The following is a 26,334-nucleotide window of genomic DNA, read 5'->3' as shown; positions in this document are numbered from 1 at the left end:
GCGTGCTCAGGCCGGAGCGCGCTCGCTGGCCGCGGCGAGTTCGTGGTGATAGCGGCCGGTATGCAGCGACGACGGGCCGAGGCGTGCGTACTTGAACATCAGTTTGATCTCGATGATGAACAGCGCCGTGTAGAACGCGATGAAACCGGCGAGGCTCAGGTACAGGTCCGAGGGCGTGAGGCTCGACGCGGACAGATGCGTCGGCAGGATGCCCGCGATCGTCCAGGGCTGGCGGCCGAGCTCGGCGACGACCCAGCCGAATTCCGCGGCGAGCCACGGCAGCGGAATCGCCCACACCGCATAGCGCAGGAACCAGCGGCGGTTGTCCTGCAGCAGCTGGCGGCGCGCGCAGAACCAGAACGCGGCGACGAAGGTCGCGAGGAACAGGAAACCGAGGAACACCATGATCCGGAACGAGAAGAACACGGGCGCGACCGGCGGGATCGTCTTCTTCGCGGCGGCTTTGATCTGCTCGGGCGTCGCATCGACCACGTTCGGCGTGAACTGCTTGAGCATCAGCCCGTAGCCGAGATACTGCTTGTGCTGGTCGAACAGTTCGCGCGTGGCCGCGCTCGTGTCGCCTTCCTTCATCTTCTGCAGCGCGCCGTACGCGACCATCCCGCTCTGGATGTGCTCCTCGCTGTGCTTCGCGAGTTCGCGCAGGCCGACCACGGGTTCGTCGACCGAGCGCGTCGCGATCAGGCCGAGCGCGTACGGAATCTTGATTGCGTAGTCGGTACGCTGTTCTTCCTGGTTCGGAAGGCCGATCAGCGTGAACGATGCGGGTGCCGGCTGCGTTTCCCATTCGGACTCGATCGCGGCGAGCTTCATCTTCTGCACTTCGCCGGTCGTGTAGCCCGACTCGTCGCCGAGCACGATCACGCAAAGCGTCGACGCGAGGCCGAAGCCGGCCGCGACCGCGAACGAGCGCAGCGCGAAATCGGTGTCGCGCTTTTTCAGCAGGTACCACGACGAGATGCCGAGCACGAACATCGCAGCCGTCACGTAGCCGGCCGACACCGTGTGCACGAATTTCACCTGCGCGACCGGGTTGAACAGCACGTCGAACAGGTTCGTCAGCTCCATGCGCATCGTCTGATAGTTGAACTCGGCGCCGACCGGGTTGTTCATCCAGCCGTTCGCGACGAGGATCCACAGTGCGGACAGGTTCGAGCCCAGCGCGACGAGGAACGTGACCATCAGGTGCTTGACCTTCGACAGGCGGTTCCAGCCGAAGAAGAACAGGCCGACGAACGTCGATTCGAGGAAGAACGCCATCAGCCCTTCGACCGCGAGCGGCACGCCGAAGATGTCGCCGACGTAGTGCGAGTAGTACGACCAGTTCGTGCCGAACTGGAATTCGAGCGTGATGCCGGTCGTCACGCCCATCGCGAAGTTGATCCCGAACAACTTGCCCCAGAACTGGGTCATGTCCTTGTAGACCTGTTTGCCGGTCATCACGTAGACGGCTTCCATGATGACGAGCAGCCAGGACAGGCCGAGCGTCAGCGGCACGAACAGGAAGTGGTAGAGCGCCGTGATGCCGAACTGCAGACGTGACAGATCGACGACTTCACTGCTTATCATGGTGGTCTCCCTCGGTAGATGCGGGCGCCGGTACCGAGAGCAACTTCTCGGCGACGGCGGCAGGCGGAAGCGACATGTGCTCAGCCTGCGGATGATTGAAGAATGCGTATTTGAGCGACGTCAAAAGGATCAGCTTGACGATCAACACCAGGGTGATGTCGCGGGCGAGGGTTGGCCCGCGAGCCCACGCGGCGATGCGCGCGCGCCAGCCGAGCGTGCCGGTGGCCTGCGGGGGAGGCGGCGCAGGCTCTTTATTGATCGAGATCAAGGTGATTATCCTGAATCGATTTACGTGGGTTTGGGGGCGACTCTACGTCGGATTTATGACGGCGGTTAAGCTGTTTTAATCCTTTTAAGCCGACATGCCAATTTTAAAATGCCGGCTTTCCGATGCCGAGTGCTGCGCTGCGGCAGACCGTCGCGAAGCGCATGTCAAAACTTGAGGTAGATCAAGGTTATGCGGAAGGGGCCGGAATTTGCCCGATACCCGATCAATACGGTCGATTAACGCGGCGTGATCGAGGCGAAATAACAGACGAAAAAAAACCGCTGCCGGGCGGGCAGCGGTTTTGGGTGAAGCGCTCTAAATCGGGAGTCAGGCGTATTCGGCGAGTGCCGTGCGCATCTTTTTCATGGCGCTCGCTTCGATCTGGCGGATGCGTTCCGCCGACACACCGAACTCGGCCGCGAGATCGTGCAGTGTCGAGCCGCCCGAGCCGTCGTCGTCGACGTTCAGCCAGCGCGCCTCGATGATCCGGCGGCTGCGCGCGTCGAGCGCCTCGAGCGCCTGCGCGATGCCGTCCGTCTGCAGCATGTCGCGCTGACGCGCGGCGAGCACGGCGGTCGGCTCGTTGTGCGAATCGGCCAGGTAGGCGATCGGTGCGTACGACTCCTCGCCATCTTCCACTTGGCCCTCGAGCGCGATGTCGCCGCCCGACAGACGGGTTTCCATCTCGGTCACGTCTTCGCGCTTGACGTTGAGCTCTTGCGCGAGGCCGTCGATTTCCTCGGGCGTCATCGCCTGCATGCTCTTCTTGTGGCTGCGCAGGTTGAAGAACAGCTTGCGCTGCGCCTTCGTCGTCGCGACCTTCACCATCCGCCAGTTGCGCAGGATGTACTCGTGGATCTCGGCCTTGATCCAGTGGATCGCATACGACACCAGGCGCACGTTTTGCGCCGGGTCGAAACGTTTCACAGCCTTCATCAGGCCGATATTGCCTTCCTGGATCAGGTCGCCGTGCGGCAGGCCGTAGCCGAGGTAGTTGCGCGCGATCGACACGACAAGCCGCAGGTGCGACAGCACGAGGCGGCGTGCCGAGTCGAGGTTGTTGTCTTCGCGGAATTCGGTCGCGTACTGGCGTTCCTCTTCGGCGGTCAGGAGCGGGATCCGGTTGACGGCCTGGATGTACGCGTCGATGTTGCCAAGCTGGCCCGGCAACATCGATTGAGTTGCGAGCGCCAGCGAGCCTGCCGATTCGGCCTTGGCCGGCGTCGGGCTCAGGGTGTTCGGAAGGGTCAGGGCGTAGCTCACTAAAAAACTCCTTTGGAATCAGGGACAAACCCCTGGTCTCGGATGAGATTCCGAGGCTCATCTTAGCACTCCCGTAATCTGAGTGCTAATTCCTTAGAGGGGACGGGGGCATCCGAGTTCCCGATTCTCTATCGAACTTGTCGAATCGATAGTCTAATTTGCGACAAGGCTGACCGGAGGAAGTTCCGTAAGTTGTTGTTTCTGATAGTAATCAGTAGACGGTTTCGATTTTTGTAGTTTTGGAAGCAAACAATTTCGCTTCGTGATGCCGATCCGAAAAGTCCTTTACCATACCATTCAGTTCGCTCGGGCCCGGCCGCTGCGGCAAGGCTCCATTCAATCCACAATGTTGGAGTGTCTGATGAACAATAAGAAGAATTGCCGGCCCCGTAGCCGGCTTGCGCTGCATGCGCTGCTGGCGGCGTCGCTGCTGGGCGGATCGGGTGCGGCGTTCGCGGATCGATGGGGAATCCAGGCGGGCGGCGGGTTTTCCGATCGCCACGGGATCGACAAGGCCGATCTCGGCGTCGTGTGGGATCCGGGCTGGAACTGGTGGGAAATCGGCGGCTGGCACTTCGCGTTCGTGATGGAAGGCCACGCCGGCTACTGGCACACGGGCGGCAATGTTCATGGCAGCATCGGTGAATTCGGCGCGACGCCGATGTTCCGCTTCATCAAGAGCGCGGGCCAGGTACGTCCGTTCATCGAGGCCGGCGCCGGCATCCGCTTCCTGACTTCCCCGACGATCTCCAACAAACTGTCGCTGGCGACGTCGTTCCAGTTCGTGGACGTCGCCGGTGTCGGCGCGCAGTTCGGAGAACGGCAACAGTACCAGCTCGGCTACCGTTTTCAACATGTGTCTAACGCGGGTATCAAAGAGCCGAATCCTGGTATAAATTTCCACCAGTTCTACGTGCAGTACAACTTCTGATCCGCACGCCCGCGCACGGCGGGCGCGTTGCCGAGGAGTCAGGCGATGGCGAAGGTGGTCGATGCGATTCGCGCACTCGAGCGCGATCGGTTCCGGGCGATGGTCGACGGGGACGGCGAGGCGCTCGATGCGCAATTGTCGGACAAGGTGTTCTTCGTGCACACCAACGGCAAACGCGAAACCAAGCAGCAGTTCATCGACGCCATCGTCGCCGGCCGCCGCCGCTATCGCCAGATCGAAATCCAGTCGCAGGATCTGCTTCCCGTCGGTGACGCAACCTGCGTCGTCACCGGGCGCGCTCTGATCGAGATGGAAACGAACAACGGCGGGCTGGTGTTTCCGATCGCCTATACCGCCGTCCATACCCATGAGCAGGGGCAGTGGCGCCTGCTGGCGTGGCAGGCGACGCGGTGCGCGACCGAGACATGAGCGCGCGTGGCGCTCCTTTTTCGTGTCCCGACCGAAGCGGCCTTCTGGGCCGCTTTTTATTGCCTGTGCGGCGCGGATTGCGCGCAGCACGGGCGGTCACGCACCGCTCGCTTGACGTTTGAACCCTGAAGCGAAAACCTGCCGGTCAGGCCGCCGCACGGCGGTCGGCGCACTGCCAGGCCGAGCGGTTGATCGCGCTGACGACCGCATCGAGCGCGGCGCTCGTCGCATCGGCATGCACTCCGACGCCGTGCCGCAGCGGCGCATCGCCGACCCGGCAGCCGACCGATACCGCGATTCGTCCGTCCGTCGTGCGCGCGTGTTCGCACGAGGCGACGTCGACCGTCGCGCCGGCCGCCGTCGCGAAGGCCGCGGCCATTCGTTGCACGACCTCTTCCGGTGTCGCGTCGGCCGGCGGTGCGCCCGCGATGTCGCGGTTCTGCCAGCGTGCGGCGTCGCCGTGGCGCGCGGCCGGGCCGTCGGTCTCGAAGAATTCGCGGGCGAACAGCGCGCAGATCGCGTCGCCGGTCACTTCCTCGCCGGAGACATCGGCGAGTGTCTGCACCGCGTGGCTGAATTCGATCTGCACGCGCCGCGTCGGCGTGAAGCCCATCCCGCGTTCGAGCAGGAACGTCGCGCCGCCCTTGCCGGACTGGCTGTTCACGCGAATGACCGCGTCATAGCTGCGGCCCAGATCGGCCGGGTCGATCGGCAGGTAAGGCACCTCCCACACCGCGTCGGGGCGCTGCTGCGCGAAGCCCTTGCGGATCGCATCCTGGTGCGAGCCCGAGAACGCGGTGAATACGAGGTCGCCTGCGTACGGATGGCGCGGATGCACCGGAATCTGGTTGCAGCGCTCGACCACACGGCGCACCGCGTCGATGTCGGAGAAATCGAGGCCCGGATCGATGCCCTGCGTATAGAGGTTCAGCGCGAGCGTGACGAGATCGACGTTGCCGGTGCGCTCCCCATTGCCGAACAGGCAGCCCTCGATGCGGTCGGCGCCCGCGAGCAGCGCGAGTTCCGCGGCCGCAACCGCGGTGCCGCGATCGTTGTGCGGATGCACGGACAGCACGATGCTGTCGCGATACGCGAGGTTGCGGTCCATCCACTCGATCTGGTCGGCGAACACGTTCGGGCTCGCGGCTTCGACGGTCGCCGGCAGGTTGACGATCATCTTGTGATCGCGGGTCGGACGCCACGCCTGCGCGACCGCGTCGCACACCTCGCGCGCGAACGTCAGCTCGGTCATGCTGAAGGTTTCCGGTGAGTACTGGTAGGTCCAGTGCGTGTCCGGGCGGGCCGCCGCGTGTTCCTTGATGAGTCGCGTGCCCTCGACCGCGAGCGCCTTCACGTCGTCCTTCGACATCCCGAACACGATGCGCCGGAACGACGGGCAGATCGCGTTGTACAGGTGCACGATCGCGCGCGGCACGCCTTCGAGCGCGTCGAAGGTGCGCGCGATCAGGTCTTCACGCGACTGCACGAGCACTTCGATCGTCACGTCGTCGGGAATGCGCTTATCGTCGATCAGCTTGCGGACGAAATCGAAATCGGTTTGCGACGCCGACGGAAAACCGACTTCGATCTCCTTGAAACCGATCGCGACCAGCATGTCGAAGAATTCCAGCTTCTGTTCGATGCTCATCGGCTCGATCAGCGACTGGTTGCCGTCGCGCAGGTCGGTGCTCATCCAGACCGGCGCACGCTCGATGGTGCGGGTCGGCCAGCGGCGGCCATTGATGCGGACGGGTTCGAACGGACGGTACTTGTCTTGCGGGTTGCGCTTCATCTTCTGGACCTCGGGTCTCAAGTCGCGAGCGAAGACGGGCGGCATGGGCGACGGGTGGCGCTGCCTCGCACCGTGGCGCCGGAAACGCGCTGCGGATGCGGATGATCTTCGCGAATCGGCCGACGGATAGACGGACGAATGCTGACGACTTCGGGTTGTAAAAACTGCGAGAAGGGTGCTGCGAGGAACTGCAGGGAGGGACCGTGCGGACAGCACACGGCGCTACGACAGCCTTAGGCTAGTCGTAGCGATAGCGACCGCGCTAGGCGGCCGAAGGTAATTCGGAGGGTGTTCGGAAAGGAACGCATGGCGACAACTCTATGTCAGGATGCATGCGCGTGTCAAATGGTCGGTTGAAAGGCCGGCGCGACGGCGTACCGGCCCGGGACGCCGGTCACGGTGCGAGCCGGGCTGTCCGCTCGATTCGTACGATCCGCACGATCGTCTCGACCTGCCGCGCAAGCGTGTCGGGTACCGGAATTTCGCCGCGCAGCACGGCGTCCGTCCACGCGGCCGTGGTGGCCGCGTCGCGCGATTCGGGCAGCGCCACAGGCGGCGCGTCGCTCGACGAGCGCTCTGGCTCGATCAGCGTGTCGCACACGCCGTCGTGCAGCCAGTCGACCTGCACCTGGCGCCGCGTGTCGGCCACCGCTTCGCCTTCGGTGCCGCGCGCGAGCAGCGCGCCGCCCAGTGCGGCGTCCGGATGATCGCGGAACAGTTGCGCGAGGCTGTCGCGGTACGGCGGATGCGTGTAGTTGACGAGCCGCAGCCCGGCCGGCGCGAACGGCTGCAGGATCTTCACGAGCGTGTGCGTCGAGTTGCGCACGCCGAGCACGCCGCGCAGCGACAGCAGACGCGCGATGCGCGGCGCCAGCGCGTCAATGGGCGCGAACGCGACGCGGCGCTCCGCGAGCGTGTCCTCGATCGCGTCGTGCGATGTCGACGGCGGGATCGACAGCGCAGAGAAGATCTCCGCGCTCGTCACGCGGCCCGGATCGCGCTCGACACCGTGTACGAGCACCGGTACGCCTTCGCGCGCGAGCAGCAGCGCGAGCAGCGGCACCAGGTTCGGCTGCTTGCGCGCGCCGTTGTAGCTCGGGATCGACACCGGGCGGAACGCGGCGTCCTGCACGTGCACGGGTTCGAACGACGCCTGCGCGGCGGCGAGCATCGCGGCCAGTTCGTCGGCGCTTTCGCCCTTCAGGCGATAGGCGATCAGGATCGCGCCGAGTTCGACGTCCGACACGCGCGCATCGAGCATCGCGCGATAGAGCTCGAACGTGTCTTCGGCGGACAGCGCGCGTGCGCCGTGCGGGCCGCGGCCGATTTCCTTGATGAAGCGGGCGCAAGGAAACGGCGAGGCTGCTGGGTCGAGGGGAGCGGTCATCGGGGCGTGGGGCGGGCGGCCGGCATCGGGCCGCGCGGTGAGCGGTGAGGAATGCCCCGAGTATCGCACGGGCACGGCCGCGCGCGCCGACGCGGCGCGGCGCGCTAAACTCGGGTTCCCGGCGGTGCCGCGTGCGCCGCGGACGCAGTCGCCGGCCGAATACGAACCAGAGAGACATCCCATGAAGCTCTACAGCTATTTCCGCAGTTCCGCGTCGTACCGCGTGCGGATCGCCCTGAACCTGAAGCAGCTGCCGTACGACACGGTTCCCGTGCACATGCTGCGCGACGGCGGTGAGCAATTGAAGGACGCCTACCGCGCGGTGAATCCGGATGCGGTCGTGCCGACGCTGATCGACGGCAATGCCACGCTGCAGCAATCGCTCGCGATCATCGAATATCTCGAGGAAACGCATCCCGAACCGGCGCTGTTGCCAAAGCAGCCGGTCGACCGCGCATATGTGCGGGCGATTGCGCTGCAGGTCGCGTGCGAGATCCATCCGCTGAACAACCTGCGCGTGCTCAAGTACCTGAAGCACTCGCTGAAGGTGTCCGAGGAAGCGAAGAACGACTGGTACCGGCACTGGATCGAGGCGGGTTTCGCATCGCTCGAGACGCGCCTCGCGAACGATCCGCGCACCGGCAAGCTGTGCTTCGGTGACACGCCGACGCTCGCCGATATCTGCATCGTGCCGCAGGTGTTCAACGCGAACCGTTTCTCGATCGACACGACGCGCTTTCCGACGATCCAGCGGATCGCCGATCATGCGTCGACGCTGGACGCGTTCAAGGCCGCCGAGCCCGGCGCGCAGCCCGACGCCGAATGACGCCGAATGACGCCGTGGGTCAGCCGGCCGCCCGCTGACGGCTTCCGGACGTGCATGAAAAAAGGGCGCCAGAAGGCGCCCCGTGCGGTGCGGGCCGGCGGCGTTCAGTCGAGCAGCGCGTCCGCGAATTCGACTGCGCTGAACGGCTGCAGGTCCTCGACTTTCTCGCCGACGCCGATGAAGTAGACGGGCACCGGGCGCTGCCGCGCGATCGCGGCGAGAATGCCGCCCTTCGCGGTGCCGTCGAGCTTCGTGACGATCAGGCCCGTGAGGCCGAGTGCATCGTCGAATGCCTTCACCTGCGTGAGCGCGTTCTGGCCCGTGTTCGCGTCGATCACGAGCAGCACCTCGTGCGGCGCGCCATCGTGCGCCTTCGAGATCACGCGCTTCACCTTCTTCAGCTCTTCCATCAGGTGCAGCTGCGTCGGCAGGCGGCCGGCCGTGTCGGCCATCATCACGTCGATCCTGCGCGCGCGCGCCGCGCTGACCGCGTCGAAGATCACGGCGGCCGGGTCGCCGCTTTCCTGCTGGACGACCGTCACGTTGTTGCGCTCGCCCCAGACCGCCAGTTGTTCGCGCGCGGCCGCGCGGAACGTGTCGCCCGCAGCCAGCAGCACCGACTGGTCGAAGCTCTGCAGGTGCTTCGCGAGCTTGCCGATGCTGGTGGTCTTGCCTGCGCCGTTCACGCCCGTGATCATCATCACGAGCGGCTGCGCGCGGCCGAGCATCAGCGATTTCTCGAGCGGCTTCAGCAGTTCGACGAGCAGGTCGTGCAGCGCGCCCTTCACCTGCTGCGGATCGGTCAGCCGGCCAGCGCGCACCTTCTCGCGCAGCGCGCCGAGCAGGTACTCGGTCGCATCGACGCCGGCGTCGGACATCAGCAGCGCGGCCTCGAGCTCTTCGTACAGGTCCTCGTCGATCTTCGTATTGACGAATACGCCGGTGATGCTCGAGCCCGTCTTTGCGAGGCCCGACTTCAGGCGCGCGAGCCACGATTTCTTCGCGGAGGCGTCCTGCGTCGGCGGCGGCACGATCTCGACCGCTTCGACGACTTCGTCGCTGCCGTCGTTGGTCGGCGTGACCGTCATCACGACGGCAGGCGCGGCCTGCTGAGGTTGCGCGGGTGCTTGCGGCGCTTCGATCGCCTGGCGCGTGTCGGACGGTTCGTCCGGTTGCGGCGCATCGATCGATTGCGATTCCGCGGAGTCGGGCTCCTGCGTTTTCTTGAATCGTTTGAAGAAGCTGAACATGGTCTGACGTCGGGAAGAGGGCGGGGCGCCGCTAGGGCGCAGCGCCGGACGGGCCGTCGTGCGTGCGCATGGCGGCCGAAACCGGGCATTTTATCAGTGCGGCGGCGCACTCGCGTCAGCCGGTGCCGCCGCTGTGGTAACGTGCGCCTGTTTGGCGGTGCGCCCTCCTGCGCACCCGGTCCCCCCGTTGTCGATATTCCGTATGTCCCGTTCCTCTTCCGGCCGCCCGACGGCCCCCCCTGGCCGTGGCAAGCCGCACACGATCCGCATCATCGGCGGTGACTGGAAACGCACGCCGCTCGCCGTGCTCGATCTCGACGGCCTGCGGCCGACGCCCGATCGCGTGCGCGAGACGCTGTTCAACTGGCTCGGCCAGGATCTCGAAGGCCGGCGCTGCCTCGACCTGTTCGCGGGCACCGGTGCGCTCGGGTTCGAGGCCGCGTCGCGCGGCGCGACGAGCGTCGTGATGGTCGAGCGCCACCCGCGCGCGGCGCAGCAACTGCGCGCGATCAAGGACAAGCTCGGCGCACGCTCGGTCGAGGTCGCGGAAGCCGACGCGCTGCGGCTCGCGGCCGGGCTGACCCCGGGTGCGTTCGACGTCGTGTTCCTCGATCCGCCGTTCGGTGAGCCGGCCGTACTCGATCGCGCGATCGCGCTGGCGGCGCCGCTCGTCGCGCCGGAGGGCGCCCTGTACGTCGAGACGGGCGCGGAGCTCGACCCGGCCGCCCACGAAGCGCTGGCCGGTTGGCAGGTGGTGAAGCACGGCAAGGCGGGTGCGGTTCACTTTCATTTGCTGCGGCGCGAAAATGATGAATAATGCGCGTTCCATACGAGGCGGCGCGCCGCAAAGGCGACGCATGCCCATCTCGGCAGCGGCGTGCGCGTCGCACGGCTGCCACCCCGTTTGCGTGATGACAGGAGGAGCGACATGGTAGTCGCCGTGTATCCCGGTACGTTCGATCCGCTGACACGCGGGCACGAAGACCTCGTGCGGCGTGCATCGAGCATTTTTGATACGCTGGTGGTCGGTGTTGCCGACAGCCGCGCAAAGAAGCCGTTTTTCTCGCTGGAAGAACGTCTGAAGATTGCGAACGAGGTGCTCGGCCATTATCCGAACGTGAAGGTGATGGGTTTCAAGGGCCTGTTGAAGGACTTTGTCCGCACCAACAACGCGCGCGTGATCGTGCGCGGCCTGCGTGCCGTGTCCGATTTCGAATATGAGTTCCAGATGGCGGGGATGAACCGCTATCTGTTGCCTGACGTCGAGACGATGTTCATGACGCCATCCGATCAGTATCAGTTCATCTCGGGGACGATCGTGCGCGAAATCGCGCAGTTGGGCGGCGATGTCAGCAAGTTCGTGTTCCCGTCCGTCGAGAAGTGGCTGACCGAGAAAGTCGCCGCGATGGGAGGCCCGGCCGCGTGACGCGGCGCCGGCCGGTTTCGTTGCGAAGCCGGCCGCCGGCCTGAAGAAGTGAGATCAGTATGTCTTTGATGATTACCGACGAGTGCATCAATTGAAAATTGGGGTCATATCATTGACTTGACCGTGGGCTGAGGCTTTCCAGCTTTTCCAATTGTCCGAAATCATGTTTTTGCAACTCAACTGCAACTCAGAGGCAAAAACATGGCTACATTCAGTCAGCGCAACGGACGCTGGCAAGTCAAAATTAATCGCAAGGGATTTCCTACGCAGTACAAATCATTTGCAACGAAGGCAGAAGGGCAAGCCTGGGCACGTTCCGTCGAAGCCGCGATGGACGACGGAACGTGGGTCGATCCGGCAGGTACGACCGACATAACCTTCGGCAAACTGCTGGAGCGTTACAAGGAATCGATCACGCCGACCAAGCGTAGCAGGCGCAGCGAAGAATATCGGATCGGCAAAATGCTGCGCCACAAGATCGCCGAGTACAGCATGCGCAATCTGACGGCCAGTCTGTTGGCCGATTACCGCGATCAACGTCTCAAGGTGGCTACCAACTCGTGCGTCTGTCGCGAACTCGCGACGATCAGCGCCGTGATCACGCATGCGCAACGTGAATGGGGACTCTCAGTAAGCAATCCGACGAAGCTTGTGAAAAAGCCCCGATTGCCGCCTGGGCGGAATCGCATATTGAAGCCTGCCGAGCTTGATCGCCTCCTGCATGAACTGCATGCGGAGCGCCATGAATTACGGAGCAGGTGGCTGCTCCCGCTCGCGAAGCTTGCGCTGGAGACAGCGATGCGGCAGGGCGAATTGCTGTCTCTGGAATGGAGGCACGTCGATTTCGATCAGCGCACGGCCTATCTGCCGATGACGAAAAACGGTAGGGATCGGTATGTTCCATTGAGCAGTGCCGCGATTGCGATTCTGGAGGGGTTGGAGCGCATCGACGAGCGCGTTATTCCGATCAGCCAGAACGTTGTCTTGTGTGCGTGGCCGCGAGCGTGCAAGCGTGCCGGAATCGAAAACTTTCACTTTCACGATCTACGGCATATGGCAACGACGAGTCTTGCTAAAAAGCTGCCGAACGTGATCGAGCTTGCATCCGTGACCGGACATTCGAACGTTCAGATGCTGAGTCGGTACTACCACACGTCGGCGAGCGAACTGGCGAAGAAGCTCGGATAAGTCCTGATAACTTGTGTATACCGTACACAAGAGAAACCTCGAAAAATGCAATTCTCTGACGACGAAGCCCTGTTCGATTACGTGCGAACAGGGCTTCGTTCTTCCAAAACGTCGGTTCGACCGACAATTTACCGAAAGCTGGTCAGATCGGCTTGCGATTCGGGAACGGACACCGAGTTGTGCATGGCTTGCGGAGTACGACATCTTGCGTGACGGAAGCGTTTTTCCGGCGTATTTTGTGTTCAGATCTTTATCTGATGAAAGGTTTACGGTAGTGTTTACCGGCGACGGTGTGGGGTGGCAAAAAGTACGATGTGGTAGCGCATTCGGCCGCAAACAATCTTGCAAGTCAAGTGACCGTTTTCGGTTAGCACTCGGATCGAGAGTAGCAAGACATCGCCGAAAGGCTCCGAAGCGGCCTCAACGTTGCGATGCCGACAGCTCATTTGCAAGCAAGTCCGAGCGTATTCGGTCGCCGACGCAGTTGTTATTTGCAGCTGTCTCGGGGCAGCTGTCATAAATTCGCATCACTGCAAGAAGTGATGCATATCGAAGTTCGAATGCACTCGTTTTCCCTACACATAGGGGAGTTGTTATGGCGTATCGAAACGGAAACTACACTGCCTTCTATGTCTCTGAGCCATTCAATCCTAGTTCATTAGGTGCTCATGCGACGAAAGATTTCTGCTTCTACAACCTTCTTCGGACGTGGAAAGGGGCCGACGCGTCGTTTCCCTTTAATGACGCGCACGACAAGACCTACAGCGTCCGAGACGGTAGCAATTGGGAGTTGACCTTGAAGCCGCGACTCAGGGAGCGTCTTCGGAGTTCGAAGAATATCGTCCTAATTTTGAGCTCGGCCACAAAAAATTCCTTGGCACTCAGGGAAGAGATCGACTATGGCATCAATGATCAAGGGCTGCCGGTCATCGTTATATATCCCGAGTACGACTCGAAGGAGAGCCTTCTGGTGAACGGGGCGTTGAAGCAAACGGTGAAAAATCTCTGGAACAATCTTCCTATTTTTCGCGACTCAATGAAGAACGTGCCTACACTTCATGTTCCTATGCAAAAAAGCGTTATTAAAAGTGCGCTTTTGAATAGTGGCTTCGTCGTCGGGAGTAAGGCGAACCCCGATGTCTATCGATACACGCCATAAAAAATAACACCCGAGCGAGTTTCGAACTCTATGGCAAAGGTAAGTTTCTTTGATAAGCGAATTGTCAAAAAATTCCTTGGAAGCACGTCCGTAATCGGCAGTGCATTATCAGTGGTCGTGCTATTTGTTGATATTCCTGCTAACTGGAAATTGCGCGGTGGTTGGATCTTCCTCGCGTTGTTAGCCGTAATTTACGTGGCGCTGTGGGTTTGGTCGAACAATCTGAATAGCATCGACATAGACGTAGAGGGAAGTAATGTCACTGTCAAGGTTGGCGATATATTTCAGGAATCGGGATTGAAAGCAATTGCTTTCAATGAGTACTTCGATACTTTAGTAGACAATAAAATAATTGGCGAAAAGTCCCTCAACGGTATCTTCATTCAGAAGCATCTCGGTACGCCTGTCTCAGAATTGGATCACTATATAGATAATTATGCTTTCGATCTCAGTGAGGTGGTGGGAAGTAACGAGGCCAGAAAGCTGGGTAAAAAGAGGCGATATCAAATCGGGACAGTTTGTCTTTATAAGGATTATCTTCTTACTGCATTCTCTAAGTTCGATGAAAACAACAGGGCATTGCTGACGATGCCGGAGTACCTGGAGTTTTTGATAAATTTTTGGGATAAAGTGAACAATGTGTACGCTCAAAAGAGCGTTTCGACCACTGTCTTTGGGTCGGGAATTACGCGAATCAAAGGTCACAAGAACATTGGCGATGAAGATTTGCTGAAAATAATGCTGTGGACATTCAGAATCAGCGAGATGCGATTTAAGTATCCGGCAAAATTGACCATCGTCATTCACAAGGACAAGATCGATCAAATCAACCTCCTCGACATCAAGTCGGCGAGAAATGGAGTGTGAGCGAGTGCCTCGGCTTTAGTCTCGGCTCTTGCTCACTGCAAATGTCGGGTCGACCGACATTTACCAAGGGCTGATCAAATCGGCTTGGCGTTGAGGTCGGAAAGCTGTTTCCTCAGCTTATCTATTCGGTGTGTCAGGTCCGCACGCTTGGCGGTGGCGGTCTGTCGCTTGGCAGCCTGCTGCTGCGCTTTGATGCGCTGTTGTTCAAGGTCTGCAACTTCATACAGACCGGATCGAGCTAGGATTTCGTGGTATCGCATGGACATTGTCTCCGTCATTGGCGCGAGTATTTATATGGGAGGCGATCGTGAGTGATCCACCATGCGCGATACTTGCAAATTAACGAAGCGTAGTTGCAGTTGTACATTGGCTAGCCGAAGAACGAAAATTTCGCTATACGCAACGGGGTGATAATGAAAGAAAGGTTCGAGGGAGAGGCGCGTCGTCAAAATCTCATTGAGGCGCTTGGAATGCAGGGAGTTTGCCGGGACATTCCCGGCTTGCCGGAGCGGCTGGCCGATACCTGTGAGCTTGTCGAGTTTCGTGATGGCGAGAGGCTGATCGTGCAGGGTGATCAGTCAAGCGACGTTTACTTGTTATTGACCGGTGGCACGAAGATCGTCGTAGGTAAGAAAGAGGTTGATCGCGTTGATGCGGGTAGACACGTGGGTGAAATGGCCGCAATCGAAGCGTTACCGCGATCCGCAACTGTAGTCGCCGATGGCACTGTTGTGGCGGCCAAACTCTCAGAGTCTCAGTTTATAGAGTTGGCTGATCAATTTCCTCGGATATACAAGCATATTGCTACTGAGCTAGCGCGTCGCTTGGAACGACGCAACAAGGCACTTGCCCGCGCAGATCAAAAGGTAAACGTATTTGCGATTTCCTCAGTTGAAGCTCTGCCGGTCGCCGAAACAGGTGTCCTTGCATTTGAGCATGAGGAAAATATCAGATTCTGGAACTGGCCTGACAACGTTTTTGGAGTGAGCAGTTATCCACTCGAAGACCTCGAACAGCATCTTGAAACGGCCGATTTTGCTATTGCAATCGCACAAGATGATGATCTGACAACATCTCGCAAGGGGAGGAGCCCGAGCCCACGAGACAACGTCATATTCGAGCTTGGGTTATTCATGGGACGGCTTGGCCGCCGCCGAACCATTTTGATGAAGCCGAAGGGCGTAGCTATAAAGCTGCCGAGCGATCTTGCTGGCGTAACAACCATCGACTATCCAGCAAAGCTATCCGATGATGCCCCGAACCGCGATATGGCAGCAGCATGGAAGAAGGTTCGCGCGCACATCGCGAAAGTAAATCGATGAACAATAATGAGACTGCGAAGGTGCGTGCCGCGATCGAGCAAGGCCTCGATCGTGCCGAGTCCAATTGGAGAAAAGTCGGGCATTTGTTGGTAGAGGCACGGCTACAAAAGTCAATGGAGTCATACGCTGCCGACAGCGCCGACTCAAACATCCCGGGTTATCGGGTTGTGTCGGCAGATCATCCGCAAGTCGATGAGTTTATCGCGCTGGTAATTGACATGCGTGGATCCACCCAACGACTCAAGACGCATATAAAAAATGCGAAAGTCAATGGGCTACAACGGGTTTACTACGAAACGTCAGCACTTCTCCCAGCTGTCGCCGTTACCTGCGGCTTCAAAGATGGCATGGTTACAGAATATTTAGGTGATGGCGGATTGGTATTGTTCAGTGTAGACAAGGACGATAGGGAAAGTTCTGTTCGGCTCGCATACCGTGCCGCGAAAGACTGTATCGGTGGTATGAGGACGCTGATTAATGACGCAATCGCGGAACGCTACAATCTGCCAGAAATTTCCCTTGGGGTTGGACTGGCGATGAGTAAAGCGATGATCACCTTAGTAGGCGTGCCCGGCAACTATCAACCTAAAGCCATCGGTTCATGTGTGTGGGATGCGACAAAACTCAGCGGCGGTGTAAATGCCGTGCATGTTTCGCCAGATATAAAAGGTGTTTGGCCAACATCTCAAGGGGGATTGATGCGATTCAGGCGGCTCGATCTCAAGCATGTCGAGGGATTTAAAATGTATCAAGAGCCTGCGACAGACCGATAAGTGATTAATGGCAGGTCCGAAGTTCGGACCTGCCAGGCACTTCACTTCTTGCTAACAAACCCTGAGCGCATCTGGCCACTGGCAGCCTCGATCTGAGCATCGAGTTCGCCGGCGGTAACTGCCGCCTTGAGTGTGTCGAGCGTCGGAATCAGGTCTTCCAGAACACCGATCTCGATGGCCGTCTTGCCCTTGGCAAGTTCCAGCGTCTTAGCACCGTACTTGACGAACATGTGGACGCGGCCGTTCTCTGCGGTCCACCACCAAGCACGAATGCGCTTCTGCACTTCCACGTTACGCCGTTCGCCGGTTTCGGCATCCTTAACTGAGCGAAACTTCGTCGGTGTAAACGACGTTCCGGCCTGTTGAGCCTTCGCCAGTTCCGTCTGTTCCCAGATTTGAGCGATCAGCCGGTTACGACGCTGTACGATCTGCGGCAGTGCGCCGGGACGCTTAGCGGCGACGATCTTCAGATTTGCAATTACGCTCATGTATGCCTCATATGTCGTTTCGATACAGAGGAGGATGTATTCGGCCACTGGTGAAATCAACATAATTTCGACGTTATATAGGCTGTTTTGTCCTGGCTGAAATAAATACGGCTATGACAAACAAAAACGAAAAACTAAGGCAAGAGACGCAGGATTGGATGTGTAAGCATGCATCTAATTTCACTCATGCGGTCACGCTTACGATGAAGTCTCGTTGCGAATATATGGGTCCCAAGGGGCTCATGCAAAGGTATCTGACGGAAATCGAGGCGAAAGAGAATTTCCGACAATTTATTCAATGCCTGAACTCCATCGTGTACGGCAACGCCGCCAAGCGATTCGGTGCAAGTGTTCATGTGATCCCTGTTCTGGAAGGTCTTGCAACGAATAAGCAACTGCACTATCACTGTATGATCGGAAATTTCCGCGTAGGTGCCGACGAAGCACTGATCGACAGTGCAATCCGTACCGCATGGCTTAAAACAGACTTCGGCAATGTTCAGATCGACATTCAATCTCTGACCTCGGAAGGCTGGATCGACTACATCACCAAAGAAGTCGGCATAGGCGACGCCGACAACGTGGACTACGATAACGTCCACATACCCGAAGAATAAAGTTCCGACAGAAACGCCTAGCTGCGTGATGACTAAATGTCCTCGCAGCTTTCAACACGAAGAGCTTCAGCATGCGAGGCTCTTTAATGATTTACTACGGTTATAGATTCCGATGAAGAACTGCTCGAAGAAATTACAGATATCTACATGTGATGCAATGCGAAGAGCAAATGTCGAGTAGGACATACGATAAGAAATAGCCAGACGACATCACATTTGTTACTTTTTCACTTCCCCCTTACTTCCGTTTCCACTTCAACGGCGTTGTTAGCAAGAAATTTCCGCAGCAGCGCACTCGCACTTGTCGGTTTAACCGACATTCCATTTCGGCATCAGGTCGAAATTAAAGGTTTTTGCTAAAACCTTTGGTTGTTGCGCAAGTGCTTGTTTCCTCTGGTATCTGCGCGGTGTCATTCATTTGTTGATACGTATAACTAAAGAATACATCCTCTGGGCGTGGTTTTTATTTGTTCAGGGGCGAAATGAAGCAGGCCAAGACATTTACGGAAAAGGAACTCAAGCAGGTACTGACCTATATCTCGTTGCGACGTCACGCGCTGCGTAATCGAGTGATGGTGCTGCTGACGCATTGGGCGGGCATGCGTGTTGGAGAAGTCGCCGCGCTGTTCGTGGGCGACGTGCTCGATACGGATGGCTCGATCAAGTCAGAAATCCGGCTTGCCCCAGAACAGACCAAGGGCCGACATGCGCGCACGGTTTTCCTCGGGCAGAAATTGCGGCGTGAGCTGGCCGCGTATGTTGCGAGCCTGAAGAATCCGCGACCGGAACAACCGCTGTTCTATACGCAGAAGCGGGCCGGATTCACGGCCAACACGCTCTGCCAGTACTTCCACTGGCTCTACAAGGAAGCGGGCATTCAAGGCGCAAGCAGCCATTCTGGCCGACGCTCGTTCATCACGAATCTGGCAAGCAAGGGCGTCGGCGTGCGAGTGTTGATGTCGCTTGCTGGACATCGAGATATCTCGACAACGCAGCGATACATCGACGTCAACGACGACATGCAGCGCAAGGCCGTGGATCTTGTGTGATGAGCCGCCCGAATTTTGCTCAGATAGAAGCACGTCGCCGGTTTGCTCTTGCGTTCAGGCATGACAACAGGCCGGAACTGGCGCACGTACTCGGTAACGGCTGGTCGCTCGGACAGGACATGCACCGGCTGACCGATCAGCAGTATTTTGAGAAAGCAGTCCAACTATTCAATCGGCGCAACGGCATTGCCCGGTTTGCGCCGTCGGACAAAGCAGGCCTATTCAGGGTCACGAACGTATAGAAAACCTACGGAGAAAAATCTCATGGCAAGTTGCGCAGGTCGCATTCCCAATCAGGCAGGTCAACACTCTGCGACGCTCTACCGTTGCATGAAATGCGGCGCTGTCGGATGCCGCGATCATCGCTGTACGAACCACAATTGGAGCAGCAACGACGGTTGCTTGCGTTGCGGAGGTCACGGCACTATGAAGCCCGTTCGGTAAATTTCCGGAGCGGCGGATCGAATTGTCGGTTTAACCGACAATCCAGAGGGAAGTCAGGTACCCTTGGCGGCTCTGGCGAACGCTTCGGCGAGTTTATCGAAATGCTTTAGGGCGGCAGGAGTGAGTTCGATCTGTTTGCGCCGCGAGTCGTCGGTGTCGCCAAGTGTGAGCCAGCCTTTTTCACGCATCGACTTGAGTCGGGCGTGCAGTGTTGCCGGCGAACCGAGATCACTCTGTGCCATCATGTCGCGTACGGAGAGACGCTCGTTTTTTTGCGTCATGCGAGCAACGAACTCAAGGATCTTTTCTTCGAGTGGGTCAAGCGCCGGTAGCGACGGTAGTCCGCGCAGGGCTTCAGTAAGTTGCAGAAAGCGTAGGTAGATATCAGCAGGGCGTGTCATATCGAGTCCGACGCTCCGTTGACCAGAACGCTAACACCGCCGTACGGAAAACGAAGATCGATGCGTCGGCGGTGTACATCGGAACGGGGAATTGTACTTCAATGAGCAACTGGCGCTTACGGTTCGCATCGGTCATCGGCACAGCCTTGGTTTTCGTTGTTTCGCTCTGGGTGAATCAAGAGGTGTTCACGCATTCGGAGTTCGTGCGTGGCGTGAACTGGATCTACTTGCCGTCGGGCGTCAGGCTTCTTGCGACATTGCTGCTCGGTAGCGATGGCGCTATCGGCCTGCTTGTAGCAAGCTGGCTGGTGGACTTCCTGTACTTCTTTCCTAACGATCCGATCCGCTCGATAGCTGGTGGCATCATTGCGACGGTTGCTCCCTATGCGACATACCGGCTTGCAAGAGAGCATTACGGCCTGCATGCCTCGCTGACCAATCTCACGCCGAAGCGATTGCTTGTCCTAGCCCTTGCCTTTTCCGTTGCGAATCCGCTGTTGACTAACATCTGGTTGGCGTTGCGCGGGCAAACGACGAACATTGGCGAACGATTCTTTGCCATGTTCGTCGGTGACCTGTCAGGCACTCTAATCATCCTGTACACCATCAAGATACTGCTGTCGGTACTTCCAAGCCCGGCCGAGCGTCGCAACATGACGCGGAAAGACGGTGCCGACGGGGACAAACGGATCGTATCAGGATGAGCTTTGATTGATATGTTTGCTTTCCATTGCGGACAGCGCTTCCAGGAAGATTGCCTGTAAAGCGGGCAGCGTTTTGTCGAAGGCATCAGACAAGCCCTGCTGTCGGCTCAATTTTTCCAGCTTTGTCCGGTAGAGCCGGGCGGCCTCGCATCGCTCATCGATGGGAACGAGGAAGTATTCCCCACTCTGGCTTTTCGTGGATTCGATGTCCTTGGCGAGTCCCTGTTCCTGCAGATCGAAAGCGCCGCCGATCGCCTGACCTCGGCTGCATCCTAGCAGCAGATGCAGCTTGTCGAGTGAGATAGCACCTGTCGCCAGCGCGATGTCGAGGGCACTTGCTGCGAACACCGATGTATTGAGGGTTTTCGCAAGGGCGGTTGCGAAGCGTCCTTGGTACAAGGACATGAAATTGTGAAAGTGGGTGATCGCGTACATATCTTGCCGTGGGTAGTCGCGCATGGCGTGGGCCGGATTAGGGCTGTTCTGGTATGAAATTTATAACGATATAAAAAGTATAGCGTATTCAGAGCCAAGCGCAAGAGCGGCGAGCGTCGCTTGCAGGCACGAGATTTTGGCTTGCTACTCCCCAAGGTCTAATCTAACGGTTCCGTAAGAAAAGCAGGGCAGTCGGGCGTCCCGGTTCGCCTCTCTGTTTAACGAGCACCGGCACGGTTGTGGACGATGTTCGTCGTTGCTCGGAATGTCGGTCCGGCCGACATTCCACCGCATGAGTTCAGTTTAAGGCGCCGACGATTATCAGCTGGGGAGCCTAAAAATTTCACGACGTGGGCTATGTTGATGCCGGCGAATCACTATCATCTGCCGGCAGAGCATAGAGTTTCACTTGATTCCCTTCTCTCTTGACGAGTACCGTTGTCCATGAGTTGTCTTCCGGAAGCAATTCAGTCCAAGTATCGTGTGGGCCATCAAATGGAAAGACTAAGCGGCTAGACCAAAATCCCGTTCCTTTCTTCACGCTCGCATAAAGTTGCCTTTTGATATGAGCTAGCTCGTTCCGAGCTTTACTAGAGCGATTTCCCTTCTCGTGAGATTCGATATCTTTTCTGATCGCGTTTAGCCCATTAAGCTTCTTCACCCACTCAGGAAAAGTCTCCGACGATTGTCCTTCGTTGTGTGCTCGAATCAAGATTTTCGCGTCGGCAGATGCCTGTTTCCGATCCGATTTACGTAGCAAGCGCGAGAGAAGATGAAATTCGGTCGTTCTAATCGTGCGACCTTTGAGGCCATGGTTTTTACACTGCTGATATAGATCGTCGAGAAGTACTTTGCTGATCTCAGGGGTGGCGGAATCGAAATATGCGCGGCGTACTTCAAGAATCTTCGCTAACCCTGCAATAGCGCGATCCTGAATGTTTGTTCGAAATTCCTCCTCGACTTCAGTAATCTCCTTCCCGAGATCAGAAATTTCAGAAAGGGCGGCGCGAAACTGCGGTAGAACAGTGCCTTTATCAAAGGCGGGGCGGACGTAATTTTTGCTGTTGGTAGTTGGTTGCTCGGGAGGCTCGGACGTTTGCGATCGACTTTCCGTTTTGCACTTGACGTTCAGTGTATCGCGACTGCCGATCTTGATGCGGGCAATCATGGGATTGCCCTTGAGGTTATGTCTACGTCGACTTGTAATGCGCGAAATTTGTGCGGAGGCGTTCATGAAATTCTCCTGTAAAGTTAAGATAATTGTCGATCAGTTAATCGACAAGGAAAACTTTATTTCGGAGCGGCTTTAAAAAATATCCCGTGTTCTACATCACGTACACCGTTCGCCTGTAAGTGGTTCACTGTTTGCGGGCAAACGTCATACCGTCAAGCCACTTGGTAATGGTGCGTTCCGCCTGCGCTTCTGATAGATTTACTTTTCCATCGGCTTTCGCTTTGGCTAGAACCATCGGCTTGATGGACAACGCGGCATTACGCTTGCTTGGGTAGCCCCCCTTTTTAGCAAGCTCACGTGCGAATTGGCGCAACGCGTCATATTTTTCGTTACGCGCCGTCGAGCCCGCCTTGCCTTGGCGCGAGATGACACCAACCAGCGCAGGTTCCAGCGCGAAAACGCCCTCTGCGAACCCCAGAAGATAGTGTGCGTTGGCGATATGGGACCATCCTTCGCGGTCGCGGCCTTCCTCGTGAGCGTTGCGCGCCGCCTGCACGTATGCGCAGGCATGGCAGATTGCCCGCATGTAGATCATGAATGAGTGCTTCGAGTGGTTCTGGAATGCGCGAACCTCGATCTGCGCGGGATTTTCAGGCGATGACTGCGCTATAGGTATGAGGATTTCCGTTAGAAAATCGTCTGCCGAATGATTGGGGTTCATCACAACGTAGAGACGAAACGCCGCTTTTATGATTGCGTCGGATGCCGCTTCGATCGAGTCAAAGATTGGGAAAGGTTCGCCGAATTTGCGTGTAAGTACGGTGTCAATCATGAGATGTTGAGGAAATTTCGGAGGAGGACGCGTGCCGTGCTGCCGCATCGATTTAACGGCGTTCTGGCGCTTTGCTTTAGCGTGAGGCTGCGCTGGTGTCGATTCGGCTAGAGAAACGCTTGGCGGCTCGTTGGGCCAACCGTAGGGGAAATGTCGATTACATGGACAGTCGCAGGCAGCGAGGCGCTGGTTTGACAGACCTTCCGTGGACTTGTGGCGGATTCACATACGACGCGGTTTCGCCGCATTTTTCACTGCTTGTCACTGATCGACTTATAGGCGGAAACGTAAATTAGGCTGATCAGCTCAAGCATCAGGACGAAGCAGTATGAAAGCAGCCACACTGAGACATAGAAGCTCAAAATGGTCATGAAGAACTGTACGAAAGCACCGAAAGCGATCGATAGTGCTATCATGACCAGCGGATACGCCATATCCGCATTAATCATGTTTGGAGGCGTTTCGGAATTTGCTTGCGGTGAACTCGGCTGCCCAGCGGTCTGCGTCGTTGTTTTTCGCTCCCCTCGCAAAGACTTAAAGAAAGACTCGGGTAGGGCGAAAATTAACGCATAAACCCCAATTCCGAAGCCAAGCAGATTGGGAAATATGCCAGTTAGCATGTCGGTAAACTTGGTCGCCGGATCTGGGAGCTTGCTGAAGTGCGACGTTAGCTTGCATGTGATCCAAATTGCAAAAAGCCCAGATAGCACGAGCTTCGGAACAATTCGACGAAACCAGTGCATTGGCGGTGCGAATCTCACCAGTGCGTCGTGCTCACCCTCATAAGCGTAACCGTTCACGATGAGAACGACATCTCCCAAGATCGGAACCCGGATCAAGAGCGCATACAGAAATCGATGGATGGAGTCCCACATTTTTGCGTTCAATCGTGAGCGTCGTTTACGGGCGCGCTGGCTTTCTTTTCGGCACCGGGAATTGATTGGAATACGCGATCGATGAACTGAGGTTCGGTTTCCTTCTTTCCTTCCTTGAGGATTTGCCTAACAGGGTGATCCTTCATGCGAAAGATTTTTCGTTTCAGGGTTTTCCCTTGGCCCGCGACGTAATTTATTGATGCGTTCCCATAACGTTGAGCGATTTGCAAGAGGAATTTCCCGAACTCGGTTGGTGAATCCATAAGGCTGCCCTTGCTCGCCTTTTCGATATGCTCAACCTGATGGATATTCTTGTCACGAAGCTCTTTCTGCAAGCTCTGGACGAATTTGTCCGAATTTGCGAACGTGACCGTCACGTGAACACGTCTGAAGCCCTTTGCTTCCTTAAAGACTTTTTGTACGGCGTCGCTTGCGGTAAGCTGATCAATCGTCAGAATGTATTCTGGGTAGAGGTCAGATCGGACCGGCTCAAGCAGATGCGATAAAGCCTTGATCAGTTGTCCAGTCGACGGTAGCCGACCCTGCGTGTCTTCGATTGCCAAGATGTGCCGATCATAGTCGAAGGCGAACCGGAAGTACGTCGGGTGAGCGCTCGCGCCAGGGGAAGCCGTGAACACGGTCTGGCTGGTGTAGATGTCTATGACCGATTCGGCAACGTCGAATTTCAGAAATTTGCCGCGAGCGTAATCGTCGGCGGGCTCAACGGTGAAGGCCGAAAAGAGTAGGCCGCTCCGAAGGCCGTATGCGATTGCCTCAACTCGGCGATCCTGTACCGCCTTGACGACGCGTTGTTTCAGACCGGCGAAAAACGTTTGATACCCTTTTTTCCCGACGTCGCCCCGCTCGTGCACGTTGATGGGAAGCAACTGCACGTTGTAATAGCGAAAACCAGCCATATAGCCCCGTAGCTTTTTTTGATATGGGGAAATACTACGGGGGTTCAGACGTAACTGCAACGACGTGCTCATCAGCAGAAGAGCACTGGTAGCAGTGGCTTGGCGGCGATTTCTGAGATCTGCTATGTCGGTTGACCGACAATTGCTGGTTACTGCTGAGCCGTGTCGGATCGACCACGTCGATTTCCGGGCCCATCGAAATCGCGCCGTTCGGGCACTCGGGCTCGCATACGTCGCAATTGTGCTGAAAACGTCTTGTTGCTCATGGCGTGGCGTGCTATCTCGACTTTGCGCGCTGCAAAATCTGCAACACCTGTGCAACTCAGCCGCAACTCAAAAACATGGATTTCGGGGAATTTAGCACGACCGTGCGGAAGGCTGAAAAGCTATAATGTATTGTTTTTTCTAGGAAAGTTGGTTCAAGCATGGCCCTGATGATTACCGACGAGTGCATCAATTGCGACGTGTGCGAGCCAGAGTGCCCGAACGGCGCGATTTCGATGGGCCCGGATATCTACGTGATCGACCCCAACAAGTGCACCGAGTGCGTCGGCCATTTCGACGAACCGCAATGCCAGCAGGTGTGTCCGGTCGAATGCATTCCGCGCGATCCGCAGCATGAGGAATCGCACGCGCAGTTGATGGCGAAGTATCACGCGTTGACCGCCGCGAAGGGCGACGACGCGCAGTGACCGTGTGGTGACGCGCGCGTCGCAACGTCATGAATTCCCTGACCGGCGCCGTTCGGCGCCGGTTCCACTTCTCCCTTCGCTTCAGCCGATCAGGTCGCGCAATGCCGCGACGAGCGCGTCGCATTCGGCGTCGGTGCCGACGGTGATGCGCAAATGCTGGTCGATGCGTGGCGCCCGGAAGTGCCGTACAAAAATTTCCCGATCCTTCAGCTTTGCCGCGATCGTGCCCGCATCGTGCGCGGGATGGCGCGCGAACACGAAATTCGCGCTCGACGGCACGACGTCGAAACCGAGTGCCTCCAGCGCGTGCGTGAGCCGCGCGCGGCTGTCGATCACGCGTCGGCAGGTCGCACCGAAGTAGTCGGTGTCCTCGTATGCCGCCTGCGCGGCGACCTGCGCGAGCCGGTCGAGCGGATAGGAATTGAAGCTGTCCTTCACACGATTCAGTGCGTCGATCAACGCCGCATCGCCGAACGCGAAGCCGACGCGCATGCCTGCGAGCGAGCGCGCCTTTGACGTCGTGTGCACGACGAGCAGGTTCGGATGGCGGTCGATCAGCGTGATCGCGGATTGCGCGCCGAAATCGACGTACGCCTCGTCGATCAACACGACCGACGACGGGTTCGCGGCCGCAATCCGCTCAATGTCCGCGAGCGGCAGCGCGCGCCCGGTCGGCGCGTTCGGGTTCGGAAACAGCACGCCGCCCACATCGTCGAGATAGTCTTCGACACGGATCGAGAAGTCGTCCGCGAGCGGCACGATTGCGGTCTCGACACCGTACAGGCGCGCGTAGGTCGGGTAGAAGCTGTACGAAATATCGGGAAAGCGCAGCGGCCGGTCATGCTTGAGCAGTGCCTGGAACGCGTGCGCGAGCACCTCGTCGGAGCCGTTGCCGACGAAGACCTGCTCGGGCTTGATGCGATGATGGGCCGCGACCGTCTCGCGCAGTGCGCGCGCGAGCGGGTCGGGATAGCGGCGCAGCGTGTCGCCGGTGTCGCCGAGTTCGCGTGCGATCGCCGCGACGACGCGCGGCGAAGGCGGATAGGGATTCTCGTTGGTGTTCAGCTTGACGGGGTGTGCGAGCGCGGGCTGTTCGCCCGGCACGTAAGGCACGAGTTGCTGAACGATGTCGCTCCAGTAACGGCTCACCGCTTGGCTCCTGACGGGCAAAAACAACCAGATTACCGCATGTGGATGCGGCGGTGCGCGATTGCGCACGACCGAGACGCCGCCCGGCG

Annotated in this window: 30 protein-coding genes and 1 pseudogene; 15 read left to right on the top strand and 16 right to left on the bottom strand. The window is 58.2% G+C overall.

The features are described 5' to 3' along the window. Positions 1-6 precede the first annotated feature (6 nt). The 3 genes from BTE28158_RS01405 to rpoH all read right to left on the bottom strand — a co-directional run bounded on the left by BTE28158_RS01405 (position 7) and on the right by rpoH (position 3,118). Positions 7-1,587, bottom strand: coding sequence for a cytochrome ubiquinol oxidase subunit I (locus BTE28158_RS01405; protein WP_124626318.1), 1,581 nt, complete (start codon positions 1,585-1,587; stop codon positions 7-9). Then, positions 1,574-1,855 carry a cytochrome oxidase putative small subunit CydP gene (gene cydP / locus BTE28158_RS01400; RefSeq protein WP_151048312.1) on the bottom strand — a complete coding sequence of 94 codons (282 nt, stop codon included), beginning with the start codon at positions 1,853-1,855 and terminating at the stop codon, positions 1,574-1,576. Before cydP ends, BTE28158_RS01405 begins: the two co-directional genes overlap by 14 nt. Before the next feature lie 327 nt (positions 1,856-2,182). Further along, a complete protein-coding gene (rpoH, locus tag BTE28158_RS01395) occupies positions 2,183-3,118 on the bottom strand; it encodes an RNA polymerase sigma factor RpoH (RefSeq protein ID WP_059541288.1) in 936 nt (311 codons plus the stop codon). 361 nt (positions 3,119-3,479) lie between these two features. On the opposite strand from rpoH, the gene BTE28158_RS01390 reads away from it, so the two are divergent. Both BTE28158_RS01390 and BTE28158_RS01385 read left to right on the top strand, forming a co-directional pair. Then, positions 3,480-4,049, top strand: a complete 570-nt coding sequence (locus BTE28158_RS01390) for an acyloxyacyl hydrolase (RefSeq protein ID WP_124626314.1) — start codon at positions 3,480-3,482, stop codon at positions 4,047-4,049. Positions 4,050-4,094: 45 nt separating this feature from the next. Beyond that, a complete protein-coding gene (locus tag BTE28158_RS01385) occupies positions 4,095-4,478 on the top strand; it encodes a nuclear transport factor 2 family protein (RefSeq protein WP_059464474.1) in 384 nt (127 codons plus the stop codon). Between the two features lie 145 nt (positions 4,479-4,623). On the opposite strand, the gene leuA is transcribed toward BTE28158_RS01385, so the two are convergent. Continuing rightward, positions 4,624-6,270, bottom strand: a complete 1,647-nt coding sequence (gene leuA, locus BTE28158_RS01380) for a 2-isopropylmalate synthase (protein ID WP_124902031.1) — start codon at positions 6,268-6,270, stop codon at positions 4,624-4,626. 394 nt (positions 6,271-6,664) lie between these two features. Beyond that, the gene (gene ybiB / locus BTE28158_RS01375; protein ID WP_124902032.1) at positions 6,665-7,657 is read right to left on the bottom strand and encodes a DNA-binding protein YbiB; all 993 of its coding nucleotides are present in this window, start codon (positions 7,655-7,657) and stop codon (positions 6,665-6,667) included. A 181-nt stretch (positions 7,658-7,838) separates the two neighbouring features. Between ybiB and maiA the strand changes: the two genes are divergently transcribed. Beyond that, positions 7,839-8,483, top strand: a complete 645-nt coding sequence (gene maiA / locus BTE28158_RS01370) for a maleylacetoacetate isomerase (RefSeq protein WP_124626308.1) — start codon at positions 7,839-7,841, stop codon at positions 8,481-8,483. Between the two features lie 104 nt (positions 8,484-8,587). Here the strand turns inward: maiA and ftsY are convergent, their stop codons facing one another. Next, positions 8,588-9,733: a signal recognition particle-docking protein FtsY gene (gene ftsY / locus BTE28158_RS01365; protein WP_059598844.1), complete on the bottom strand. Its 1,146-nt coding sequence runs from the start codon at positions 9,731-9,733 to the stop codon at positions 8,588-8,590. Between the two features lie 202 nt (positions 9,734-9,935). Here ftsY and rsmD point away from each other — a divergent pair, with 202 nt between their 5' ends. From rsmD to BTE28158_RS01340, 5 genes are all read left to right on the top strand, one after another. Next, positions 9,936-10,550, top strand: a complete 615-nt coding sequence (rsmD, locus tag BTE28158_RS01360; protein ID WP_124902034.1) for a 16S rRNA (guanine(966)-N(2))-methyltransferase RsmD — start codon at positions 9,936-9,938, stop codon at positions 10,548-10,550. Between the two features lie 111 nt (positions 10,551-10,661). Then, positions 10,662-11,159 carry a pantetheine-phosphate adenylyltransferase gene (gene coaD / locus BTE28158_RS01355; RefSeq protein ID WP_006398238.1) on the top strand — a complete coding sequence of 166 codons (498 nt, stop codon included), beginning with the start codon at positions 10,662-10,664 and terminating at the stop codon, positions 11,157-11,159. A 201-nt stretch (positions 11,160-11,360) separates the two neighbouring features. Continuing rightward, a complete protein-coding gene (locus tag BTE28158_RS01350; RefSeq protein WP_151048311.1) occupies positions 11,361-12,347 on the top strand; it encodes a site-specific integrase in 987 nt (328 codons plus the stop codon). 595 nt (positions 12,348-12,942) lie between these two features. Next, the gene (locus tag BTE28158_RS01345) at positions 12,943-13,506 is read left to right on the top strand and encodes a TIR domain-containing protein (RefSeq protein ID WP_151048310.1); all 564 of its coding nucleotides are present in this window, start codon (positions 12,943-12,945) and stop codon (positions 13,504-13,506) included. 30 nt (positions 13,507-13,536) lie between these two features. Further along, entirely contained in the window at positions 13,537-14,373 is an 837-nt protein-coding gene (locus BTE28158_RS01340; RefSeq protein WP_151048309.1) for a macro domain-containing protein, read from the top strand. 74 nt (positions 14,374-14,447) lie between these two features. Here the strand turns inward: BTE28158_RS01340 and BTE28158_RS01335 are convergent, their stop codons facing one another. Next, positions 14,448-14,633, bottom strand: coding sequence for a hypothetical protein (locus tag BTE28158_RS01335; protein WP_151048308.1), 186 nt, complete (start codon positions 14,631-14,633; stop codon positions 14,448-14,450). A 153-nt stretch (positions 14,634-14,786) separates the two neighbouring features. Between BTE28158_RS01335 and BTE28158_RS01330 the strand changes: the two genes are divergently transcribed. Both BTE28158_RS01330 and BTE28158_RS01325 read left to right on the top strand, forming a co-directional pair. After that, positions 14,787-15,695, top strand: a complete 909-nt coding sequence (locus BTE28158_RS01330) for a TIR domain-containing protein (RefSeq protein ID WP_151048307.1) — start codon at positions 14,787-14,789, stop codon at positions 15,693-15,695. Then, positions 15,653-16,468, top strand: coding sequence for a hypothetical protein (locus tag BTE28158_RS01325; RefSeq protein WP_203249519.1), 816 nt, complete (start codon positions 15,653-15,655; stop codon positions 16,466-16,468). Before BTE28158_RS01330 ends, BTE28158_RS01325 begins: the two co-directional genes overlap by 43 nt. Positions 16,469-16,509: 41 nt before the next feature. Here BTE28158_RS01325 and BTE28158_RS01320 read toward each other — a convergent pair whose 3' ends face one another. Further along, the gene (locus BTE28158_RS01320) at positions 16,510-16,956 is read right to left on the bottom strand and encodes a DUF6641 family protein (RefSeq protein WP_151048306.1); all 447 of its coding nucleotides are present in this window, start codon (positions 16,954-16,956) and stop codon (positions 16,510-16,512) included. A 242-nt stretch (positions 16,957-17,198) separates the two neighbouring features. On the opposite strand from BTE28158_RS01320, the gene BTE28158_RS01315 reads away from it, so the two are divergent. From BTE28158_RS01315 to BTE28158_RS01305, 3 genes are all read left to right on the top strand, one after another. Further along, positions 17,199-17,573 carry a hypothetical protein gene (locus tag BTE28158_RS01315; protein WP_239007054.1) on the top strand — a complete coding sequence of 125 codons (375 nt, stop codon included), beginning with the start codon at positions 17,199-17,201 and terminating at the stop codon, positions 17,571-17,573. 482 nt (positions 17,574-18,055) lie between these two features. Next, positions 18,056-18,622, top strand: a complete 567-nt coding sequence (locus BTE28158_RS01310; protein ID WP_105847290.1) for a tyrosine-type recombinase/integrase — start codon at positions 18,056-18,058, stop codon at positions 18,620-18,622. After that, positions 18,622-18,864 (top strand): hypothetical protein, encoded by a 243-nt coding sequence (locus tag BTE28158_RS01305; RefSeq protein ID WP_151048304.1) that lies wholly within the window; start codon positions 18,622-18,624, stop codon positions 18,862-18,864. The genes BTE28158_RS01310 and BTE28158_RS01305 overlap by 1 nt, the downstream gene beginning before the upstream one ends. Before the next feature lie 255 nt (positions 18,865-19,119). Here the strand turns inward: BTE28158_RS01305 and BTE28158_RS01300 are convergent, their stop codons facing one another. After that, the gene (locus tag BTE28158_RS01300; protein WP_012214169.1) at positions 19,120-19,467 is read right to left on the bottom strand and encodes a winged helix-turn-helix domain-containing protein; all 348 of its coding nucleotides are present in this window, start codon (positions 19,465-19,467) and stop codon (positions 19,120-19,122) included. A 101-nt stretch (positions 19,468-19,568) separates the two neighbouring features. Between BTE28158_RS01300 and BTE28158_RS01295 the strand changes: the two genes are divergently transcribed. After that, positions 19,569-20,171: an MASE1 domain-containing protein gene (locus BTE28158_RS01295; RefSeq protein ID WP_151048303.1), complete on the top strand. Its 603-nt coding sequence runs from the start codon at positions 19,569-19,571 to the stop codon at positions 20,169-20,171. Here the strand turns inward: BTE28158_RS01295 and BTE28158_RS01290 are convergent. The 6 genes and pseudogenes from BTE28158_RS01290 to BTE28158_RS01265 all read right to left on the bottom strand — a co-directional run. After that, positions 20,163-20,630, bottom strand: a complete 468-nt coding sequence (locus BTE28158_RS01290) for a hypothetical protein (protein ID WP_239007053.1) — start codon at positions 20,628-20,630, stop codon at positions 20,163-20,165. The genes BTE28158_RS01295 and BTE28158_RS01290 overlap by 9 nt on opposite strands. Positions 20,631-20,961: 331 nt before the next feature. Continuing rightward, positions 20,962-21,840, bottom strand: a complete 879-nt coding sequence (locus BTE28158_RS01285) for a hypothetical protein (protein WP_151048302.1) — start codon at positions 21,838-21,840, stop codon at positions 20,962-20,964. 124 nt (positions 21,841-21,964) lie between these two features. After that, positions 21,965-22,612, bottom strand: coding sequence for a hypothetical protein (locus tag BTE28158_RS01280; protein WP_105847292.1), 648 nt, complete (start codon positions 22,610-22,612; stop codon positions 21,965-21,967). A gap of 251 nt (positions 22,613-22,863) precedes the next feature. Further along, on the bottom strand, positions 22,864-23,487 hold the full coding sequence (locus tag BTE28158_RS01275; protein WP_105855315.1) for a hypothetical protein: 624 nt from the start codon (positions 23,485-23,487) through the stop codon (positions 22,864-22,866). Positions 23,488-23,495: 8 nt separating this feature from the next. After that, complete coding sequence (locus BTE28158_RS01270) at positions 23,496-24,464, bottom strand: DUF4747 family protein (protein ID WP_170296402.1); 969 nt, start codon at positions 24,462-24,464, stop codon at positions 23,496-23,498. 100 nt (positions 24,465-24,564) lie between these two features. Continuing rightward, positions 24,565-24,645 (bottom strand): annotated as a pseudogene (locus BTE28158_RS01265) (YfhL family 4Fe-4S dicluster ferredoxin); the annotation flags it as partial. A gap of 184 nt (positions 24,646-24,829) precedes the next feature. Between BTE28158_RS01265 and BTE28158_RS01260 the strand changes: the two are divergent. Then, positions 24,830-25,096, top strand: coding sequence for a YfhL family 4Fe-4S dicluster ferredoxin (locus tag BTE28158_RS01260; RefSeq protein WP_151048300.1), 267 nt, complete (start codon positions 24,830-24,832; stop codon positions 25,094-25,096). An 81-nt stretch (positions 25,097-25,177) separates the two neighbouring features. Here the strand turns inward: BTE28158_RS01260 and hisC are convergent, their stop codons facing one another. Next, the gene (hisC, locus tag BTE28158_RS01255; RefSeq protein WP_124626301.1) at positions 25,178-26,245 is read right to left on the bottom strand and encodes a histidinol-phosphate transaminase; all 1,068 of its coding nucleotides are present in this window, start codon (positions 26,243-26,245) and stop codon (positions 25,178-25,180) included. Between the last annotated feature and the right edge of the window lie 89 nt (positions 26,246-26,334).

The sequence above is a fragment of the Burkholderia diffusa genome (assembly GCF_902499115.1).
In the GTDB taxonomy this organism is placed as follows: Bacteria; Pseudomonadota; Gammaproteobacteria; order Burkholderiales; family Burkholderiaceae; genus Burkholderia; species Burkholderia diffusa.
Note: the sequence above shows the minus strand (reverse complement) of the source record. Positions and strands in the feature narration are given on the sequence as shown.

Bases quoted from the DNA above. Each gene is read 5' to 3' on its own strand.
- BTE28158_RS01405 (WP_124626318.1), bottom strand. From the start codon at position 1,587: ATGATAAGCAGTGAAGTCGTCGATCTGTCACGTCTGCAGTTCGGCATC.
- BTE28158_RS01390 (WP_124626314.1), top strand. From the start codon at position 3,480: ATGAACAATAAGAAGAATTGCCGGCCCCGTAGCCGGCTTGCGCTGCAT.
- BTE28158_RS01385 (WP_059464474.1), top strand. From the start codon at position 4,095: ATGGCGAAGGTGGTCGATGCGATTCGCGCACTCGAGCGCGATCGGTTC.
- leuA (WP_124902031.1), bottom strand. From the start codon at position 6,270: ATGAAGCGCAACCCGCAAGACAAGTACCGTCCGTTCGAACCCGTCCGC.
- ybiB (WP_124902032.1), bottom strand. From the start codon at position 7,657: ATGACCGCTCCCCTCGACCCAGCAGCCTCGCCGTTTCCTTGCGCCCGC.
- maiA (WP_124626308.1), top strand. From the start codon at position 7,839: ATGAAGCTCTACAGCTATTTCCGCAGTTCCGCGTCGTACCGCGTGCGG.
- ftsY (WP_059598844.1), bottom strand. From the start codon at position 9,733: ATGTTCAGCTTCTTCAAACGATTCAAGAAAACGCAGGAGCCCGACTCC.
- rsmD (WP_124902034.1), top strand. From the start codon at position 9,936: ATGTCCCGTTCCTCTTCCGGCCGCCCGACGGCCCCCCCTGGCCGTGGC.
- coaD (WP_006398238.1), top strand. From the start codon at position 10,662: ATGGTAGTCGCCGTGTATCCCGGTACGTTCGATCCGCTGACACGCGGG.
- BTE28158_RS01350 (WP_151048311.1), top strand. From the start codon at position 11,361: ATGGCTACATTCAGTCAGCGCAACGGACGCTGGCAAGTCAAAATTAAT.
- BTE28158_RS01345 (WP_151048310.1), top strand. From the start codon at position 12,943: ATGGCGTATCGAAACGGAAACTACACTGCCTTCTATGTCTCTGAGCCA.
- BTE28158_RS01340 (WP_151048309.1), top strand. From the start codon at position 13,537: ATGGCAAAGGTAAGTTTCTTTGATAAGCGAATTGTCAAAAAATTCCTT.
- BTE28158_RS01335 (WP_151048308.1), bottom strand. From the start codon at position 14,633: ATGCGATACCACGAAATCCTAGCTCGATCCGGTCTGTATGAAGTTGCA.
- BTE28158_RS01330 (WP_151048307.1), top strand. From the start codon at position 14,787: ATGAAAGAAAGGTTCGAGGGAGAGGCGCGTCGTCAAAATCTCATTGAG.
- BTE28158_RS01325 (WP_203249519.1), top strand. From the start codon at position 15,653: ATGGAAGAAGGTTCGCGCGCACATCGCGAAAGTAAATCGATGAACAAT.
- BTE28158_RS01320 (WP_151048306.1), bottom strand. From the start codon at position 16,956: ATGAGCGTAATTGCAAATCTGAAGATCGTCGCCGCTAAGCGTCCCGGC.
- BTE28158_RS01315 (WP_239007054.1), top strand. From the start codon at position 17,199: ATGCAAAGGTATCTGACGGAAATCGAGGCGAAAGAGAATTTCCGACAA.
- BTE28158_RS01310 (WP_105847290.1), top strand. From the start codon at position 18,056: ATGAAGCAGGCCAAGACATTTACGGAAAAGGAACTCAAGCAGGTACTG.
- BTE28158_RS01305 (WP_151048304.1), top strand. From the start codon at position 18,622: ATGAGCCGCCCGAATTTTGCTCAGATAGAAGCACGTCGCCGGTTTGCT.
- BTE28158_RS01300 (WP_012214169.1), bottom strand. From the start codon at position 19,467: ATGACACGCCCTGCTGATATCTACCTACGCTTTCTGCAACTTACTGAA.
- BTE28158_RS01295 (WP_151048303.1), top strand. From the start codon at position 19,569: ATGAGCAACTGGCGCTTACGGTTCGCATCGGTCATCGGCACAGCCTTG.
- BTE28158_RS01290 (WP_239007053.1), bottom strand. From the start codon at position 20,630: ATGCGCGACTACCCACGGCAAGATATGTACGCGATCACCCACTTTCAC.
- BTE28158_RS01285 (WP_151048302.1), bottom strand. From the start codon at position 21,840: ATGAACGCCTCCGCACAAATTTCGCGCATTACAAGTCGACGTAGACAT.
- BTE28158_RS01280 (WP_105847292.1), bottom strand. From the start codon at position 22,612: ATGATTGACACCGTACTTACACGCAAATTCGGCGAACCTTTCCCAATC.
- BTE28158_RS01275 (WP_105855315.1), bottom strand. From the start codon at position 23,487: ATGTGGGACTCCATCCATCGATTTCTGTATGCGCTCTTGATCCGGGTT.
- BTE28158_RS01260 (WP_151048300.1), top strand. From the start codon at position 24,830: ATGGCCCTGATGATTACCGACGAGTGCATCAATTGCGACGTGTGCGAG.